This window comes from Thermoanaerobacterium calidifontis, from assembly GCF_055381745.1.
Genome location: NZ_AP042436.1, coordinates 1,778,219 through 1,794,500, shown reverse-complemented (window position 1 = coordinate 1,794,500; position 16,282 = coordinate 1,778,219). Strand labels below are relative to the sequence as shown.

The following is a 16,282-nucleotide window of genomic DNA, read 5'->3' as shown; positions in this document are numbered from 1 at the left end:
CATTTTTTTCTACAAATGATGTTTTTAGGCGTTGTTGGTGCTGCTATTGGATGGATAACAAATTACATTGCTGTCGTCATGCTTTTTAGACCGATAAAGCCTGTAAAAATTTTTGGCATTTCTATTCAAGGGCTTATACCCAGAAGGAGAGATGAGATAGCGTCATCAATAGGAAAAGTAGTGGAAGATGAACTTGTATCGATGGACGACATATTGGATAAGCTTTTAAATGAAGACAATCGCAATTATATAATAAAGAAGATATTAGACGATGTTGATTCTACAGTTGAGAAGAATATCCCTTCGTTTATACCGAGGTCATTAAAATCGATGATAGTAAATTATGTAGTTGGGATTGTAAGCAAAGAAGCAGAGAAGTTTTTGGATGAATCTGCAGCTACGATGCTTAATGATATGTCAGAGAAGATTGGCATAGCAGAGATAGTTGAGGAGAAGATAAAGCTTTTTGAGCTTGAAAAGCTGGAGAAGATTATACTGGATGTTTCTAATAAAGAATTAAAGATGATTGTGATTTTAGGCGGGGTTTTAGGTTTTGTAATCGGAATTTTACAGGCATTTGTGGTAAGGCTGTTGTAGAATATTGACAAGTCAGTATATCAATTATATAATAGAAAAAAATCAATATTTTGGCGATGATGAGGAAAGTAGATATCTAAAAATATCAAAGAGATTGGATGACTTAGGCTGAAATCATTCAAATATTTTTGATATCGAAGACCACCTCTAAGCTGCGGGTGATGAATCCGATCGGTAATTCCGTTATAATTTAGAGTATAAATGAGAGTGGAACCGCAGAACCTCTGCCTCTTTTGGCGTGAGGTTCTTTTATTTAAATTTAAAAAGGAGGACAAGATATGAAGATAATACTTAAAGATGGAACAGAAAGAGAATATGAAAGTGGCATAAGCGTATATGAAATCGCTAAAAGTCTAAGTCAGAAGCTTGCTAAAGAAGCAGTTGGTGGCAAATTAAATGGCAGGATTGTGGAGCTGTTTACACCAATCAATGAAGACGGCAAGCTGGAAATCTTGACTTTTGATGATGAGGATGGAAAAAAGATATACTGGCACACTTCATCACATATAATGGCACAGGCCATTAAAAGGCTTTATAAAAACGTGAAGCTTACAATAGGTCCCGCCATTGACAATGGTTTTTACTACGATTTTGATGTTGATGAACCTTTTACAGTCGATGATTTTTCTAAGATAGAAGACGAGATGAATAAGATTATTAAGGAAGATTTAAAGCTTGAGAGGTTTGTGCTTCCCAGAGAGGAAGCTATAAAATTCATGGAAGAAAAAGGTGAACCTTACAAAGTTGAGCTTATAAAGGATTTGCCGCAGGATGCTACAATATCTTTTTACAGACAAGGCGAATTTACAGATCTCTGCGCAGGGCCACATTTGCCATCGACAGGCATGGTTAAATCCATAAAACTCCTTTCAGTGGCAGGTGCTTACTGGAGAGGCGACGAGCACAATAAGATGCTGCAGAGAATATATGGCATAAGCTTTCCTAAGAAAAGCATGTTAGACGAATACTTAAACATGATTGAGGAAGCTAAAAAAAGAGACCACAGGAAATTGGGAAAGGAATTGGATCTTTTCAGCATCCACAATGAAGGACCTGGTTTTCCGTTTTTCCATCCAAAGGGAATGATCTTAAGAAACATCTTAGAAGATTTTTGGAGAAAAGAACATGCAAAGAGAGGCTATCAGGAGATTAAGACGCCAATAATTTTAAACGAAGAGCTGTGGCACAGATCAGGCCATTGGGATCATTACAAAGAAAATATGTACTTTACAAAGATTGATGATGAGGATTATGCCATAAAGCCGATGAACTGTCCGGGTGCTTTGCTTGTGTACAATTCAACTATGCATAGCTACAGAGATCTGCCTCTTAGGCTTTGCGAACTGGGACTTGTTCACAGGCATGAATTATCAGGTGCTCTCCATGGGCTGATGAGAGTTAGGAGTTTCACGCAAGACGATGCCCATTTGTTTATGACGCCAGATCAGGTGGAATCAGAAATCCTGGGAGTCATCAAACTTATCGACTACTTCTACAAGATATTTGGATTTGAGTACTTTGTGGAACTTTCTACGAGGCCAGAGAATTCGATAGGTTCTGACGAAGACTGGGAATTGGCAACAAACGCCTTGATAAAGGCTATGGAGCATATAGGGCTCGATTATAAGGTGAATGAAGGCGATGGAGCTTTTTACGGCCCTAAGATTGACTTTCATCTAAAGGACAGCATAGGGCGTACATGGCAGTGTGGCACGATACAGTTGGATTTTCAGATGCCTGAAAGGTTTAACTGCGAATACGTCGGTGATGATGGTGAAAAGCATAGACCTGTCATGTTGCACAGGGTGGTATTTGGCAGCATAGAAAGGTTTATAGCGATTCTCACAGAAAACTTTGCTGGTGCATTCCCTACATGGCTTGCTCCTGTGCAGGTAAAAATACTTCCGATTTCTGATAAGCACTTGGGTTATGCACAGAATATTTATGAAAGGCTATTGGAAAATGATATAAGGGTCGAGCTTGATGATAGAAATGAGAAAATAGGCTACAAGATAAGAGAAGCGCAAATGCAAAAGATACCTTATATGCTTATATTAGGCGATAAGGAAGTAGAAGCAGGAAATGTTTCTGTAAGATCAAGAAAAGAAGGAGATCTTGGATCTAAATCATTGCAAGAATTTTTATCATCCATTTTGGAAGAGATTAAGCAAAAATCCCTCTAAAAGAAATGTCCACCAACTTTGAATTGGTGGACATTCTACTGCCTTGATTGGCAAAATAAAAAATGATAATCTAAATATGTAGTGTTTTATCGGGGGGAATAATTACGGCTAAAAATAGGGAGGTCTACAAATATCTCAACTACAACATAAAGATGAATCTGCTAAATGGCATAACATTTTCAATAGGGTACAATATGATTATGCCATTTGTAGGCATATTCGCTATAAAATTGGGTGCCAACAACTACGAAGTATCTCTTATTAATTCTCTTCCAGCCCTTATGGCTTTGATTGGGATACTGCCTGCTACAATCTTTATAAATAAGGCTAAAAATGTCTTTAAGTTTGCCTACGTTTTAGAGTACATTACAAGGAGCTTTTACCTTTTAGTTGCTTTAGTTCCGTTTATGAGCAAGTTTAGACCTGAAGCGGTGGTTTTATTTGTAGGACTATTGAATTTGCCGGCTATTGTCGCAGGAATGTGTTGGCAGTCATTTATGAGCGATTTGATACCTGAGGAGTTTCGCGGCAAAGTCTTTGCGGATAGAAACATCTGGACAGGCGTATTAGGCACAGCGGCGGTATTAATAACAGGCATACTTTTGGATAGGATCAAGTTTCCATACGGTTACCAGATAATGTTTTTTATAGCATTTTTGTTTGGGATACTTGACGCCTATTATTACTCAAAGTTTCACTACGTATCCCACAAAAAAGAAGCTTCAGCGTCTATTTTAGATTCGCTAAAAACTATGATGCAATCGAGAAAGTTTATCTATTTTAGCCTTGCATCTTTTATATTTACTTTTACGTGGATGATGGCATGGCCTATATTTACCATATACAAAGTCGACAATCTCCACGCTAACAACATGTGGATGAGCATTTCAACGATTGTAGGCTCAGTAGGTTCTATTTTAACGTATAAGTGGTGGGCAAATCTCGCGGATAGAAAAGGAAATGGCATTGCATTAAGCATAAGTACCTTACTTATATCCACGATTCCAGCATTATGGGCTAAAGTTACCAGCCTCTACGTAGGTGCTGCCATAGACTTTTTTGGCGGTATGGCTACAGCAGGATACACCATGCTTTCTTTAAACTGGCTTTTGGAGCTTTTGCCTGACCACAAGGAAAAGATGAATTATATTGCCATCTATACCATCGTGACACAATTTGCCGCTTTTCTATCGCCTATTGTTGGAACGTGGTTTTATGAAATTGTGGGATATGAAGCATTCATGTATATAACGACGGTATTGAGAGTCTTGTCCAGCATATTGCTTTTTGCTGTTGCGCTATATAAAACTGAAAAAACTGTATTAAGCAAAGGGGGAGCATGATTTGAGGTATTTAACATCTGGAGAGACACACGGAGAAGCGCTTGTTGCCATCATCGAAGGTTTGCCATCAAATTTGTTTATAGATGTGGATTTCATAAATAATGAACTTAAAAGAAGGCAATCTGGCTACGGCAGAGGCGGCAGGATGTCTATTGAAAGCGATGCTGTTCACATTTTAGGTGGAGTCAGAAACAATTTGACAATTGGTGCACCACTTTCTATTCTCATTAGAAACCTTGATTATGAAAATTGGAAGGGAAAAGATGTGCCGAGAGTGACCCGACCAAGGCCAGGCCATGCAGATCTGTCTGGTGCCATCAAATATGATTTAAAAGACATGAGAGATGTTTTAGAAAGAGCTAGTGCCAGGGAAACAGCAGCGAGAGTATCTGTTGGCGCTGTAGCAAAGTTGCTTCTTAAAAACTTTGGCATAGTTGTAAAAAGCGATATATTGGAGATAGGTGGAGAAAGAGATAGAGAAAAGTGGCCTGCCCTTATAGATGAAGCAAAAAATGAAGGGGACACTTTAGGCGGTGTGATCGAAATCACAATAGACGGGGTACCAATAGGCTTAGGCAGCCATGTTCAATGGGATCGCAAGCTGGACGCCCTTTTATCCTATAGCGTCATGAGCGTCCAAGCCATAAAAGGGGTGGAAATCGGCATGGGATTTATGGCGGCGAGGCAAAAGGGTTCTTCAGTTCACGACGAAATATTTTACGATGGGCATTTTTACAGAAAGACCAACAACGCAGGTGGAATTGAAGGCGGTATTTCAAATGGGATGCCAATAGTTTTGAGAGCTTATATGAAACCTATACCAACTTTGAGAAAACCCCTTTCATCTGTTGATATAGATTCGAAGGAAGAAGTGAAAGCCACATATGAGCGGTCAGATGTGACTGCTGTTGAAGCTGCTGCAGTTGTGCTTGAAGCTGTATGTGCGTGGACTATAGCCGATGAAATGACTAAAAAATTTGGCGGAGATTCCTTGCAGGACATGGTGGAAAACTTTAATATGTATATGAAAAGAGTTGAAAAGTATTGATCTTGTGGTGAGAAGGGTATTGACTGAGATGATAAGTTGTGCTATAATTTAACATGTATTTAAAGTAGAAGCACCCGCTTCTCACCTTTCACCGCAGGTGTCAGGTTTAAAGTAAAATGTTGTTTTAGCCAAAAAGAAGCGGGTTTATACCCGCTTTATTTTTTGTAATATTTTAGGAGGTGCGTATTTATTAACAAGGAGCTGCAGGTTAATGAGGAAATTAGAGATAAGGAAGTGCGCCTCATTGATCAAGATGGTAATCAATTAGGTATAATGTCAGCAAAAGAGGCATACAAAATTGCTTTAGAAAGGCACATCGATCTGGTTAAGATTGCACCACAGGCAAATCCACCAGTATGCAAATTAATGGACTTCGGGAAATACAGGTATGAACAAAGCAAGAAAGAGAAAGAATCTAAAAAGAAGCAGAAAGTCATCAACATAAAGGAAATAAGGATGACTCCAGCGATTGAAGAACACGACTTTGGCGTAAAAGTCAAAAGCGCCATGAAGTTCTTAAAAGATGGAGATAAAGTAAAAGTGACGATAAGATTCAGAGGCAGGGAAGCTTCACACACAAATCTTGCCGAAGAACTGTTAAATAGATTTGCAAAGAGCTTAGAAGAATATGGTAATGTTGAGAAGGCCCCAAACATGGAGGGCAGAAATTTGATGATGATATTAGCACCTAAAAACGTTTAATTGAGGAGGATACGAAAATGCCAAAAATGAAAACACACAGCGGAGCTGCAAAAAGATTCGCTCTTACAAAAAACGGTAAAGTAAAGAGATCAAAAGCTTTTAAGAGGCATATACTTACGAAAAAGACGAGAAAGACTAAGAGAAACTTGAGAAAGATAGCATATTTAAGCGGTGTCGATGCAAAGAACATAAAACGCTTGATTCCTTATGCGTAAATAATTAGGAGGTATAAAAATGTCGAGGGTAAAATCAGGAAAAGTTACGAGAAAAAGACATAAAAAAATATTAAAACTTGCTAAAGGTTACTACGGTGCAAAAAGCAAACTTTTCAGAGTAGCTAACCAAGCTGTAATGAAGTCACTTAATTATGCATACATTGGAAGGAAATTAAGAAAGAGAGATTTTAGGAAGTTGTGGATTGCCAGAATTAACGCTGCAGCAAGAGCAAATGGTATTTCTTATAGCAGGTTTATAAATGGACTTAAGAAGGCTAATATAGAGATAAACAGAAAGATGTTGTCAGAAATGGCTATACACGACAACAAGGCTTTTGCAGAGTTGGTTAACATAGCAAAACAACAACTGAATGCATAATCTTATACCCGGTACATGCCGGGTTTTAACCTATATACAGGATAGTGAATGTTAAATGGTTATAACAAGCGAAAAAAATGAGTTCATAAAGGATGTAAAAAAGTTAGCGGATAAGAAATACAGATATGAGAAAAGGCTGTTTTTCGTAGAAGGCAAAAACAGCGTTTTTGAAGCATTAAAAAGCGGCTTTGAAATTGTACACCTGCTGGTTTCGGAAGATTTTAATATAGACTTTCAGATTGAAAAGGAAAAGATCGTCTTTGTGGATGAAAAGGTATTTAAGAAGATTTCTGACACTGTCGCTCCACAGATGATTATGGCGGTTATCAAGATGCCTAAGTGGGAAGTGAATGACATCATTAAAGAAGGCGGCTTCTACGTGATACTTGACGAAGTGCAAGATCCAGGGAATGTAGGCACAATAATAAGGTCTGCAGATGCGTTTAACGTAGATGGCATTTTTGCCATAAACAATACGGTAGACATATACAATCCTAAAGTATTGCGCTCTACTATGGGCTCCATATTTCACTTGCCTGTCGTAAATGATGTAGAGCCTTCAAGGCTTTTTCATGTACTTAAGAAACATGGCATAAGAATTTTGTCTACAAGTCTTAAAGCAGAAAAGTACATCTACGATTTTGACATTTCAAAAAATGCAGCGCTTATTTTCGGAAATGAGTCAAGAGGCGTAAATAGTGATTTAGATGAATTTGTAGACGATTCGTTTAAAATACCTATGGATGGCATGGCGGAGTCTTTAAATGTATCTGTGGCAGCATCTATTTGCCTTTATGAATCAGAGAGACAGAGATTGATAAAATAGCGCAAAGATGATATAATATTCAAAAAAATAAAGAAAAATGCGATGAAAGAGTAAAGTACATTACGTTTAAGTGCGACAGGGAGGCGATGCCGTAGACTGAGAGCATTGTTGGTACTGCGTAATGGAAGTTCCCTCTTAAGCAGTGTGCTGAACTGATAGTAGGCATAACCGGTTTATATCCGTTACATCAAAATGAGTGGGCTTTTAGCCAAATTAGGTGGTACCACGGTCATATCTCCGTCCTTTTTAAGATGGAGTTTTTTTATTATATTTAGGAAAGAAAGGAGAGTATTTCTTTGGAAGAGACATTGAGAAATCTACTTGAAGAAGCCAAAAAAGAGCTGTCATCTGCGGAAAGTTTAAAGACACTTGAGGAGATAAGGGTTAAGTATTTAGGGAAGAAAGGCGAACTCACGAAGATATTAAGAGGTATGGGAAGTCTATCGCCTGAAGAAAGGCCTATTGTTGGCAAAATCTCAAATGAGGTAAGAGAAGAGATCGAGAAAGAGCTTACTCAAAAAAGAGAAGAAGTGTTGAAACAGGAAAAAGAGAAAAAAATAAAAAGCGAATATATCGACATAACATTGCCCGGGAAAGTCCATGAGATAGGCCATAAACATCCTATGACAAAAGTTTTAGATGAAATAAAGGATATATTCTTAGGGCTTGGGTTTTCCATCGCCGAAGGACCTGAAATCGAGCTTGATTACTACAATTTTGAAGCGCTAAATACTCCGCCTGATCATCCAGCAAGGGATTTGCAGGATACTTTTTATATTACTAAAAACATCTTGCTTAGGACACAGACATCGCCTGTTCAGGTGAGGACGATGGAAAAAAGCAAACCACCTATAAAAGTCATATCGCCAGGTAGAGTTTATAGGTCAGATGAAATAGATGCTACACATTCTCCTGTGTTCAATCAGATAGAAGGATTGGCAGTTGATGAAGGAATAACGATGGGAGATTTGAAAGGCGTTTTAAATCTATTTGCCAAAAGGCTTTTTGGTTCAGACACAAAGACAAAATTCAGGCCTCACTATTTTCCTTTTACTGAGCCAAGTGCAGAAATGGACGTATCGTGCTTTGCATGTGGCGGAAAGGGCTGTAGAGTTTGTGGATATTCCGGGTGGATCGAGATATTAGGATCTGGCATGGTTCACCCCAATGTGCTTAGGATGTCTGGAATCGATCCTGAAAAGTATTCAGGCTTTGCATTTGGCATGGGACTTGACAGAATAACTATGCTTAAATATGGGATAGACGATTTGCGTCTTCTTTACGAAAATGACCTACGCTTTATTAAACAGTTTTAAGGAGGTTAAGACATGCTAATATCGTATTCATGGTTAAAAGACTACGTAGATTTGTCTGTTGATGCAAAAAAATTGGCTGACGATCTTACGATGTCAGGTTCAAAGGTGGAGACTATAAAAAGTTACGGGCAAGAGATAAAAAATGTAGTGATAGGAAAGATTGTATCTTTAGAAAAACATCCTGATGCTTTAAAGCTTCAAATAGGAATCGTAGATGTAGGGGAAGAAAAATTGCAGATAGTGACAGGCGCTCAAAATATCAAGGTTGGTGATTATATTCCCGTCGCACTGCATGGTTCAACACTGCCTGGCGGCGTAAAGATAAAAAGAGGTAAACTAAGAGGTGTTGAATCAAATGGAATGATGTGCTCTGCCAAAGAATTGGGATTAGACGAAAGCTTGCTTCCGGAGTACCAGAGAAACGGCATATTTATTCTTCCTGAGCTTCCTTTAGGAGACGATGTAAGAGATGCTCTTGAACTGGACGATGTGATAGAATTTGAAATAACGCCAAATAGGCCTGACTGCCTTTCAGTAGTTGGAATTGCGAGGGAGGCTGCAGCTACGTACAGAAAAAGCTACAGGATGCCTGAAGTTAAAATAAGAGAAGTTGACGACAAAAATCCAGCTACTGTAACAATCGAAGCAGATGATTTGTGCTTTAGGTACGTTGCCAGAGTCATAAGGAATGCAAAAATAGGCCCATCGCCTATGTGGATGCAAATGAGGCTGTTGAAAGCTGGTATAAGACCCATAAACAACATAGTTGACGTGACAAATTACGTTATGATGGAATTGGGACAGCCGCTACATGCCTTTGACTTAGACAAAGTCAAAAACGGGCATATAATTGTAAGAAGGGCAAAAGAAGGCGAAAAGCTTACAACTCTCGATGACAAAGAGAGGATTCTGGATAGCGATATGCTTGTAATCGCAGATGAGGAAAAGGCTATAGGCTTAGCTGGCGTTATGGGTGGTCAAAATACTGAAATAACGGATGACACAGTAAACATATTGATAGAAAGCGCCAATTTTAAAGGTAGCAATATACGGTATACATCGAGAAAACTTGGCCTTAGAAGTGAAGCATCGTCAAGGTTTGAAAAGGGACTTGATCCAGAGATTACGGTTTTGGCATGCAATAGAGCAGCACAGCTTATGGTTGAATTAAGCGGCGGAGAGATATTAGAAGGGCTTGTAGACGTATATCCAAAACCTGTAACTGAGAAAGTCTTAAGTGTGCGATATGAAAGAATAAACAAGCTTTTAGGAACAAATCTGTCTTGCCAAGAAATGAAGGAAATACTTTCATTTTTGAATTTTGGCGCCATCTGCGATGGCGAAAACTTGATAGTAAAGGTGCCAGCATTTAGAAGTGATATTGATGGTGAGGCAGATATTGCGGAAGAAATCGGGAGAATGTACGGCTACAACAACATAGAAGATACCTTATTAAAAGGAACTCAGATTACAGCAGGTGTTAAGACAAGAGAACAGAAGCTGGAAGATACCGTAAAGGATGTATTTTTGTCATTCGGATTAAATGAAGTCATAACAACGTCATTTATGGGCATGAAGGATTTAGACAGGATAAATTTGCCTGATGACAGCTATTTGAGGAATGCTGTCAAAATAATGAATCCACTTGGAGAGGATCAAGCTTACATGAGGACGACGCTTTTGCCATTCATGCTAAACGTGGTTTACACAAATTACAGCCGAAAAGTCCCAGAATTTAAAGCATTTGAAATATCGAGAGTCTTTATACCGAAATCGCTGCCTGTAGAAGAACTTCCGACAGAGATAAAAAGCGGTATAATTGCCATGTATGGACATGATGTGGATTTTCTGACGATTAAGGGTGTGGTTGAAGAACTTTTAGACGTCCTTAACATAAAGAATGTCAAATACGCAAGAAGTCAAAACCCTGCATATCATCCAGGAAGATCTGCTGATGTCATTGTAGGGGATGAAAAGATATGCGTCTTTGGCGAATTAAGCCCTGATGTTGCAGAAAACTACGATATAAATAAGAGGGTTTACGTGGCAGAGGTAAACCTTGAACTTTTGTTTAAGCACGCAAACGACGAGAAAATCTACAAGCCGCTGCCAAAATATCCAGCCGTTGAAAGGGATATAGCTGTGCTGGTAGATAAAAACACATTTGTGGCAGATATAGAAAGTGTCATAAGAAAAGCTGGCGGGAAACTTGTAGATGATGTTAAATTGTTTGACGTGTACGAAGGCGAAAATATTCCTGATGGCAAAAAAAGCGTGGCATTTTCAATTTGGTACAGATCATACGACAAGACTTTGACAGACGATGAAGTAGGCAAAGTCCATGACAAAATAGTAAAGAGTCTGAATGATGAGCTTGGAGCGCAATTAAGATAAAAAAAGACCGAAATGGTCTTTTTTTCTTCATAAAGGAGGAAATCGAAAAGATTTGTAGAAATAAATAAAGTAATGCTTGGTTTGAGGGGATGTTCTAATGGAAATAAGGAAGATAACGGTAAATATAAATGGCAACGAGTATATATTGAAGACAGACTATCCTGAAGATTATATACTCAGATTGACAGAACATTTAAACGATGTAATATCAGGGATTTCTGGCAGTTACAATAGACTTTCAAATCAGATGGTGCTTGTTTTATCGGCTCTTAACATAGCCGATGAGCTTTTTATCTCGAGGGAAGAAAACAGTGCCTTAAAAAAAGAGATTGTATCGCTAAAATCAAGGTTAAGTGCTGATGATGAAAGGATAGAAGAATTAACAGAAGAAGTTGAAAAGTTGAAAGAAGAATTAAAAGCAGCAAGAGAAGAGTTGGAGGAATACATAAATACATTTGACGACGTTGGTTAAAATCTATTAAAATAAAGAGACTAAGTATATAAATATCTTTATAAGGTGATTTGATGAAAAGAGTAGAATTGCTGGCTCCTGCAGGAAACCTGGAGACGCTAAAATTTGCTTTAAATTACGGAGCTGATGCTGTATACATTGGCGGCAAGCTTTTTGGCGCCAGAGCATATGCGACAAATTTTGAAGAAGATGAATTGAAAGAAGCAGTAGAGTATGCCCATTTGAGAGATAGAAAAGTTTATGTGACTGTAAATACAATCGTGTTTAACAAAGAAGTTGATTTGCTTCTCAAATACATCGATTATCTGTATCAGTTAAATGTGGATGCGATAATAGTTCAGGACTTTGGCGTTGTTAAACTACTTAAAAACTTCTATCCTGAGTTGGACATACATGCCAGCACGCAGATGACTTTAAGCAACTTAGAAAGCATTAAAGCAGCTAAAGAGATAGGGATAAAAAGAGTCGTGATGCCTCGTGAGCTAAGCTTAAAAGAAATTGAAAAGATAAAATCTGTGACTGGCATAGAAGTGGAAGTATTTGTTCATGGAGCTCTTTGTGTTTCTTACTCCGGTCAATGCTTATTTAGCAGCATAATTGGCGGAAGAAGTGGCAATAGAGGAAGATGCGCTGGGCCATGTCGCTTGAAATACGATCTTTTAGATGACAAGATGAATACAATTGCCAGCAATATGCATTTATTAAGCATGGCAGATTTATGCACGATAGACCACATAAAGGATATGATAGAGTCAGGCATTGACTCATTTAAGATTGAAGGCCGCATGAAAGAAAAAGAATACGTGGCATCTGTCGTTGCATCATACAGAAAAGCCATTGATGCATATTTAAGCGGAGAAAATATCAACACAGGCGTGTACAAAGAAATGATGTCTGGAATATTTACAAGAGGCTTTTCTAACGGATATCTGTACGAGAAAAAGCCAGATTACATGAGCTACGTAAATCCAAAAAATAAAGGTGTTCCATTAGGCAAAGTCATATCCATTGATGGCAAAAAAATAAAAGTATCGCTTTCAAACAGTCTATCAGTTGGAGATGGCATATCAACAGAAACTGGTGAACATGGATATAAAGTCGACGTTCTTATAGTAGACGGCAAAAAAGTGGATGAAGCACATAAAGGACAGGTTGTAGAGCTTAAAAAAATACCTGTAAATTATGGTGACGTATTATACAAAACGTATGATGTAAAATTAAACAGGCTATTTTCTGTGTCAAATGAGTTAAAGTCGCCTGTTGATGTATTTGTAAATATGAAAGAAAATAGACATCTTAATATAATGATTAAAAATAACGACATATGTGTCTCTAAAGACAGCAAAATTGTCTCAACTAAGGCATTGAAAAAGGCCGTTGACAAAGACACATTGATAGAAAAAGTGGCGTCAATAAACGATACGCCTTTCTTTGTAAGAAGCATAGAAGTAGACATGGATGAGGGTCTCTTTATGCCGTTAAGTGAGGTAAAAGAGACCAGAAGAAAAGCGGTGGAAGACCTTATTACAAAAAAATTAAAATATAGAAGTCCTAAAAATATTGACATAAATCTTAATAAATTAATAAATGATAAAATTAGTGATTTGAAATTGTCATTTTACACTGAAAAAGAAGAACATGTGAAAATAGCGTGCGCACTTGGAGCAGATAGAGTCTATTTCAATTACAGGCTAAATGGCGATGTGCTGAAAAATATCATTTGTTACATGGATAAATGTGAGATAATCCCGGCATTTCCACAGATAATGAGGGATGAGCTGGATGACTTTCAGCGAGAGATAAAAAATATAAAAGAAATGGGATTTAAAAAGGTCCTTGTGACTAATTTAGGTTTGTATGATGCTGCAGTAAAATTAGGGCTTGATGTTTGCGTTGATTTTAATTTGAACGTTTCAAATAGCCTTGCTGTTGATTTTTTTGACAAAGCAGATACAATTACACTATCACCAGAGCTTAACATTCATCAGATAGAAGACATATCCTTAAGAAGCAATGCGAAATTTGAGGCGATTGCTTATGGAAGATTGCCGCTTTTGACGATGGAATACTGTCCAATGAAAAATTTAAAGGGATGCGATAAAAAAGGATGTGAAGAAGGAAAATATTTTTTGAAGGACAGAAAGGGCAATCTCATGAAAATTGTAAGCGACGGTTTTTGTAAAATAAAGCTTTTAAACTCATCGGTTTTATACATGGTTGACAAGATGAATGATTTAAAAAAGACAGGTTTATCTTATATAAGGATAAATGATACAGTTGAAAGCGATGAAGAAGTAAGAGATGTAATAAAAGCTTACAAAGATTCATTGGAATTTGGAACTTACGATTTACACGTTGAAAACTACACAAGAGGACATTTTTACAGAGGGGTATTGTAATGGATGAAAGGTATTTTAAAAATTTGGAATTTGACAAGATAATTAATCAAATTGTAAATTTGTGCGATTCTGAACCGGGAAAAGAATTAGCATTAAGCATTAAACCGTACGAAAATGTAGAAAAAGCATTAGAAGAAATTGAAAAAGTAAATGAAGCGGTATCTTTTATTAGTTCTTACGGCAATATTTCTTTTGCATTTAAAAAGTTAGATGAGATTTTGGCTAAGGCCAAGATAAAGTCGTCATTGAACCCGGGACAGCTTTTATCTCTATCCAGGTTTTTATCATTGGCAGGGAAAGTTAAAGCGTATTTGAGAAACGAAAACGAAGAAGGCAATTTTCCACATTTAAGGGAATACAACATGAGGCTTACGAATATTAAGGAACTGTACGATAAGATCGATAGAGCTGTCATATCTGAAGATGAACTGGCTGATGACGCATCGCCTGCCTTAAAAGAGATAAGAAAGCAGAAAGCCCATATAAACAATAAGATAAGAGATACATTAAACTCTATAATTGCGTCTTCGTCAAAAGAGCTGCAAGATCCCATCATAACCATAAGAAATGGAAGATACGTGGTGCCGGTAAAGCAGGAGTACAGAGGAACATTTAAAGGCCTTATTCACGATCAATCGTCCAGCGGTGCTACGCTTTTCATAGAACCTATGGCTGTTGTAGAACTTAACAATGATCTAAGACAGCTTGAGATTAAAGAACAACATGAGGTCGAAAGGATTTTAGCTGAGCTTACAGAAGATGTAGGAAAACATGTTGATGAGATACATGAAAATATTGTTGTATTAAAAGAGTTGGATGTTATTTTTGCAAAGGCGAAGTATTCCATAAGCACAGACTCAACAAAACCTATATTGAATACTAAAGGATATGTAAATTTAAAAAATGCAAGACATCCTCTCATCTCAAAAGATGCAGTCGTACCTATAAGCCTACATTTAGGTGAATCTTTTAATACTCTTGTCATAACAGGGCCTAATACAGGTGGAAAGACTGTCACATTAAAGACTGTAGGGCTTTTGACGATTATGTCTATGTCAGGACTAAATATCCCTGCTGATGAGGGTTCTGATGTTGCTTTCTTTGACAATATATTTGTGGACATTGGAGATGAACAAAGCATAGAGCAAAGCTTAAGCACATTTTCAGCTCACATGACCAATATAGTAAAAATACTAAATAATGTCACTAGCAATAGCTTGGTTTTGCTGGATGAATTAGGAGCTGGCACCGATCCGACAGAAGGTGCTGCTCTTGCCATGAGCATACTTGACTTTCTTCACAGGATGAATTGTCGCACAATTGCCACGACACACTACAGTGAGCTTAAGCAGTATGCACTGCAAAATGAAGGTGTGGAGAATGCCTCTGTGGAATTTGATGTAGAGACGTTAAAGCCCACTTATCGCCTCACAATAGGAATACCTGGGAAAAGCAATGCATTTGAGATAAGCAAGCGATTAGGATTAAATGATGACATCATAGACAATGCAAAAAATTATATAACAAGTGAAGAATTAAAATTCGAAGACATATTAAAAGACCTTGAAAATAAAAGGATAGAAGCAGAAAACGCTAAGAGAGAAATTGAGGCATTAAAAAATCAGGTAGAAAGTTTAAGACAAGAGTATGAGAAAAAAATAAAAGATACCGAGCGAGAAAGAGAAAAAATAATAGAAAAAGCCAGAGAAAAGGCGAAAAAGATATTAGAAAATACAAAAGCAACTGCTGATGAAATTATTGCTAAGCTTAAAGAGGCGGAAAAGTCTGATAGAAAAAATAAGCTTATTGAGGAAGCTCGGCTTAAGCTTAAAGAGAATATAAGTGAGATGGAAGAAAATCTCAAGAAATCAGAAATCCCTGAGTACAAAAAGATCCCAAGAAATGTCATGCCAGGACAGACTTTTTACATAGTCCCGCTTGACCAAACTGGAACAGCCTTGTCTGAACCTGATAAAGATGGAAATGTAAAGATACAGGCAGGGATACTAAAGATGAATGTGCACATTAGCAATCTTAGAGAAGCTGAATCAAGCCAAGAGAAAGAGATGGAGAAAGGTTTTGCCAAATACATTAATGAGAAATCTTCTAATATTTCTACATCAATTGACTTGAGAGGAAAGACATTGGAGGAAGCTTCACTAGAAGTCGATAAATACCTTGATGACGCATACCTTGCAGGTCTAAAACAGGTTACTGTCATACACGGAAAAGGTACTGGCACTTTAAGAAGCGGAATCACAAGGCTTCTCAAAATGAACAAGCATGTAAAGTCGTTTAGGCTGGGAAGGTATGGCGAAGGAGAAGATGGCGTCACAATCGTAGAATTAAAAGAAAAATGAGTAACCAAAACACCTCCTCTATCATAAAATGTAGAGGAGGTGTTTTTC

Annotated in this window: 13 protein-coding genes and 2 other annotated features; all 13 genes read left to right on the top strand. The window is 37.6% G+C overall.

The window, feature by feature from the left end:
• Window positions 1–15: 15 nt before the first annotated feature.
• The 13 genes from ACZ42G_RS09405 to ACZ42G_RS09345 all read left to right on the top strand — a co-directional run bounded on the left by ACZ42G_RS09405 (window position 16) and on the right by ACZ42G_RS09345 (window position 16,234).
• Window positions 16–597 carry a DUF445 domain-containing protein gene (locus tag ACZ42G_RS09405; protein ID WP_464850190.1) on the top strand — a complete coding sequence of 194 codons (582 nt, stop codon included), beginning with the start codon at window positions 16–18 and terminating at the stop codon, window positions 595–597.
• A gap of 278 nt (window positions 598–875) precedes the next feature.
• Entirely contained in the window at window positions 876–2,780 is a 1,905-nt protein-coding gene (gene thrS / locus ACZ42G_RS09400) for a threonine--tRNA ligase (RefSeq protein ID WP_464850189.1), read from the top strand.
• 152 nt (window positions 2,781–2,932) lie between these two features.
• Window positions 2,933–4,123: an MFS transporter gene (locus ACZ42G_RS09395; RefSeq protein WP_274892965.1), complete on the top strand. Its 1,191-nt coding sequence runs from the start codon at window positions 2,933–2,935 to the stop codon at window positions 4,121–4,123.
• A 1-nt stretch (window position 4,124) separates the two neighbouring features.
• The gene (locus ACZ42G_RS09390) at window positions 4,125–5,171 is read left to right on the top strand and encodes a chorismate synthase (protein ID WP_464850188.1); all 1,047 of its coding nucleotides are present in this window, start codon (window positions 4,125–4,127) and stop codon (window positions 5,169–5,171) included.
• 56 nt (window positions 5,172–5,227) lie between these two features.
• Window positions 5,228–5,339, top strand: a sequence feature (ribosomal protein L20 leader region).
• Between the two features lie 21 nt (window positions 5,340–5,360).
• Window positions 5,361–5,873 carry a translation initiation factor IF-3 gene (gene infC / locus ACZ42G_RS09385; RefSeq protein WP_013787800.1) on the top strand — a complete coding sequence of 171 codons (513 nt, stop codon included), beginning with the start codon at window positions 5,361–5,363 and terminating at the stop codon, window positions 5,871–5,873.
• A 17-nt stretch (window positions 5,874–5,890) separates the two neighbouring features.
• Window positions 5,891–6,088, top strand: coding sequence for a 50S ribosomal protein L35 (gene rpmI, locus ACZ42G_RS09380; protein ID WP_085112199.1), 198 nt, complete (start codon window positions 5,891–5,893; stop codon window positions 6,086–6,088).
• Window positions 6,089–6,107: 19 nt separating this feature from the next.
• Window positions 6,108–6,467, top strand: a complete 360-nt coding sequence (gene rplT, locus ACZ42G_RS09375; protein ID WP_013787802.1) for a 50S ribosomal protein L20 — start codon at window positions 6,108–6,110, stop codon at window positions 6,465–6,467.
• 55 nt (window positions 6,468–6,522) lie between these two features.
• Entirely contained in the window at window positions 6,523–7,293 is a 771-nt protein-coding gene (locus ACZ42G_RS09370) for a TrmH family RNA methyltransferase (protein WP_464850186.1), read from the top strand.
• Window positions 7,294–7,326: 33 nt separating this feature from the next.
• Window positions 7,327–7,541, top strand: a binding site (T-box leader).
• A 48-nt stretch (window positions 7,542–7,589) separates the two neighbouring features.
• The gene (gene pheS, locus ACZ42G_RS09365; protein WP_464850185.1) at window positions 7,590–8,609 is read left to right on the top strand and encodes a phenylalanine--tRNA ligase subunit alpha; all 1,020 of its coding nucleotides are present in this window, start codon (window positions 7,590–7,592) and stop codon (window positions 8,607–8,609) included.
• Between the two features lie 12 nt (window positions 8,610–8,621).
• Window positions 8,622–11,003 (top strand): phenylalanine--tRNA ligase subunit beta, encoded by a 2,382-nt coding sequence (pheT, locus tag ACZ42G_RS09360; protein ID WP_464850183.1) that lies wholly within the window; start codon window positions 8,622–8,624, stop codon window positions 11,001–11,003.
• 97 nt (window positions 11,004–11,100) lie between these two features.
• Window positions 11,101–11,475 carry a cell division protein ZapA gene (locus tag ACZ42G_RS09355; RefSeq protein WP_085112195.1) on the top strand — a complete coding sequence of 125 codons (375 nt, stop codon included), beginning with the start codon at window positions 11,101–11,103 and terminating at the stop codon, window positions 11,473–11,475.
• 53 nt (window positions 11,476–11,528) lie between these two features.
• Complete coding sequence (locus ACZ42G_RS09350) at window positions 11,529–13,874, top strand: U32 family peptidase (protein ID WP_464850181.1); 2,346 nt, start codon at window positions 11,529–11,531, stop codon at window positions 13,872–13,874.
• The gene (locus tag ACZ42G_RS09345; RefSeq protein ID WP_464850180.1) at window positions 13,874–16,234 is read left to right on the top strand and encodes an endonuclease MutS2; all 2,361 of its coding nucleotides are present in this window, start codon (window positions 13,874–13,876) and stop codon (window positions 16,232–16,234) included. The genes ACZ42G_RS09350 and ACZ42G_RS09345 overlap by 1 nt, the downstream gene beginning before the upstream one ends.
• The last annotated feature ends 48 nt before the right edge of the window (window positions 16,235–16,282 follow it).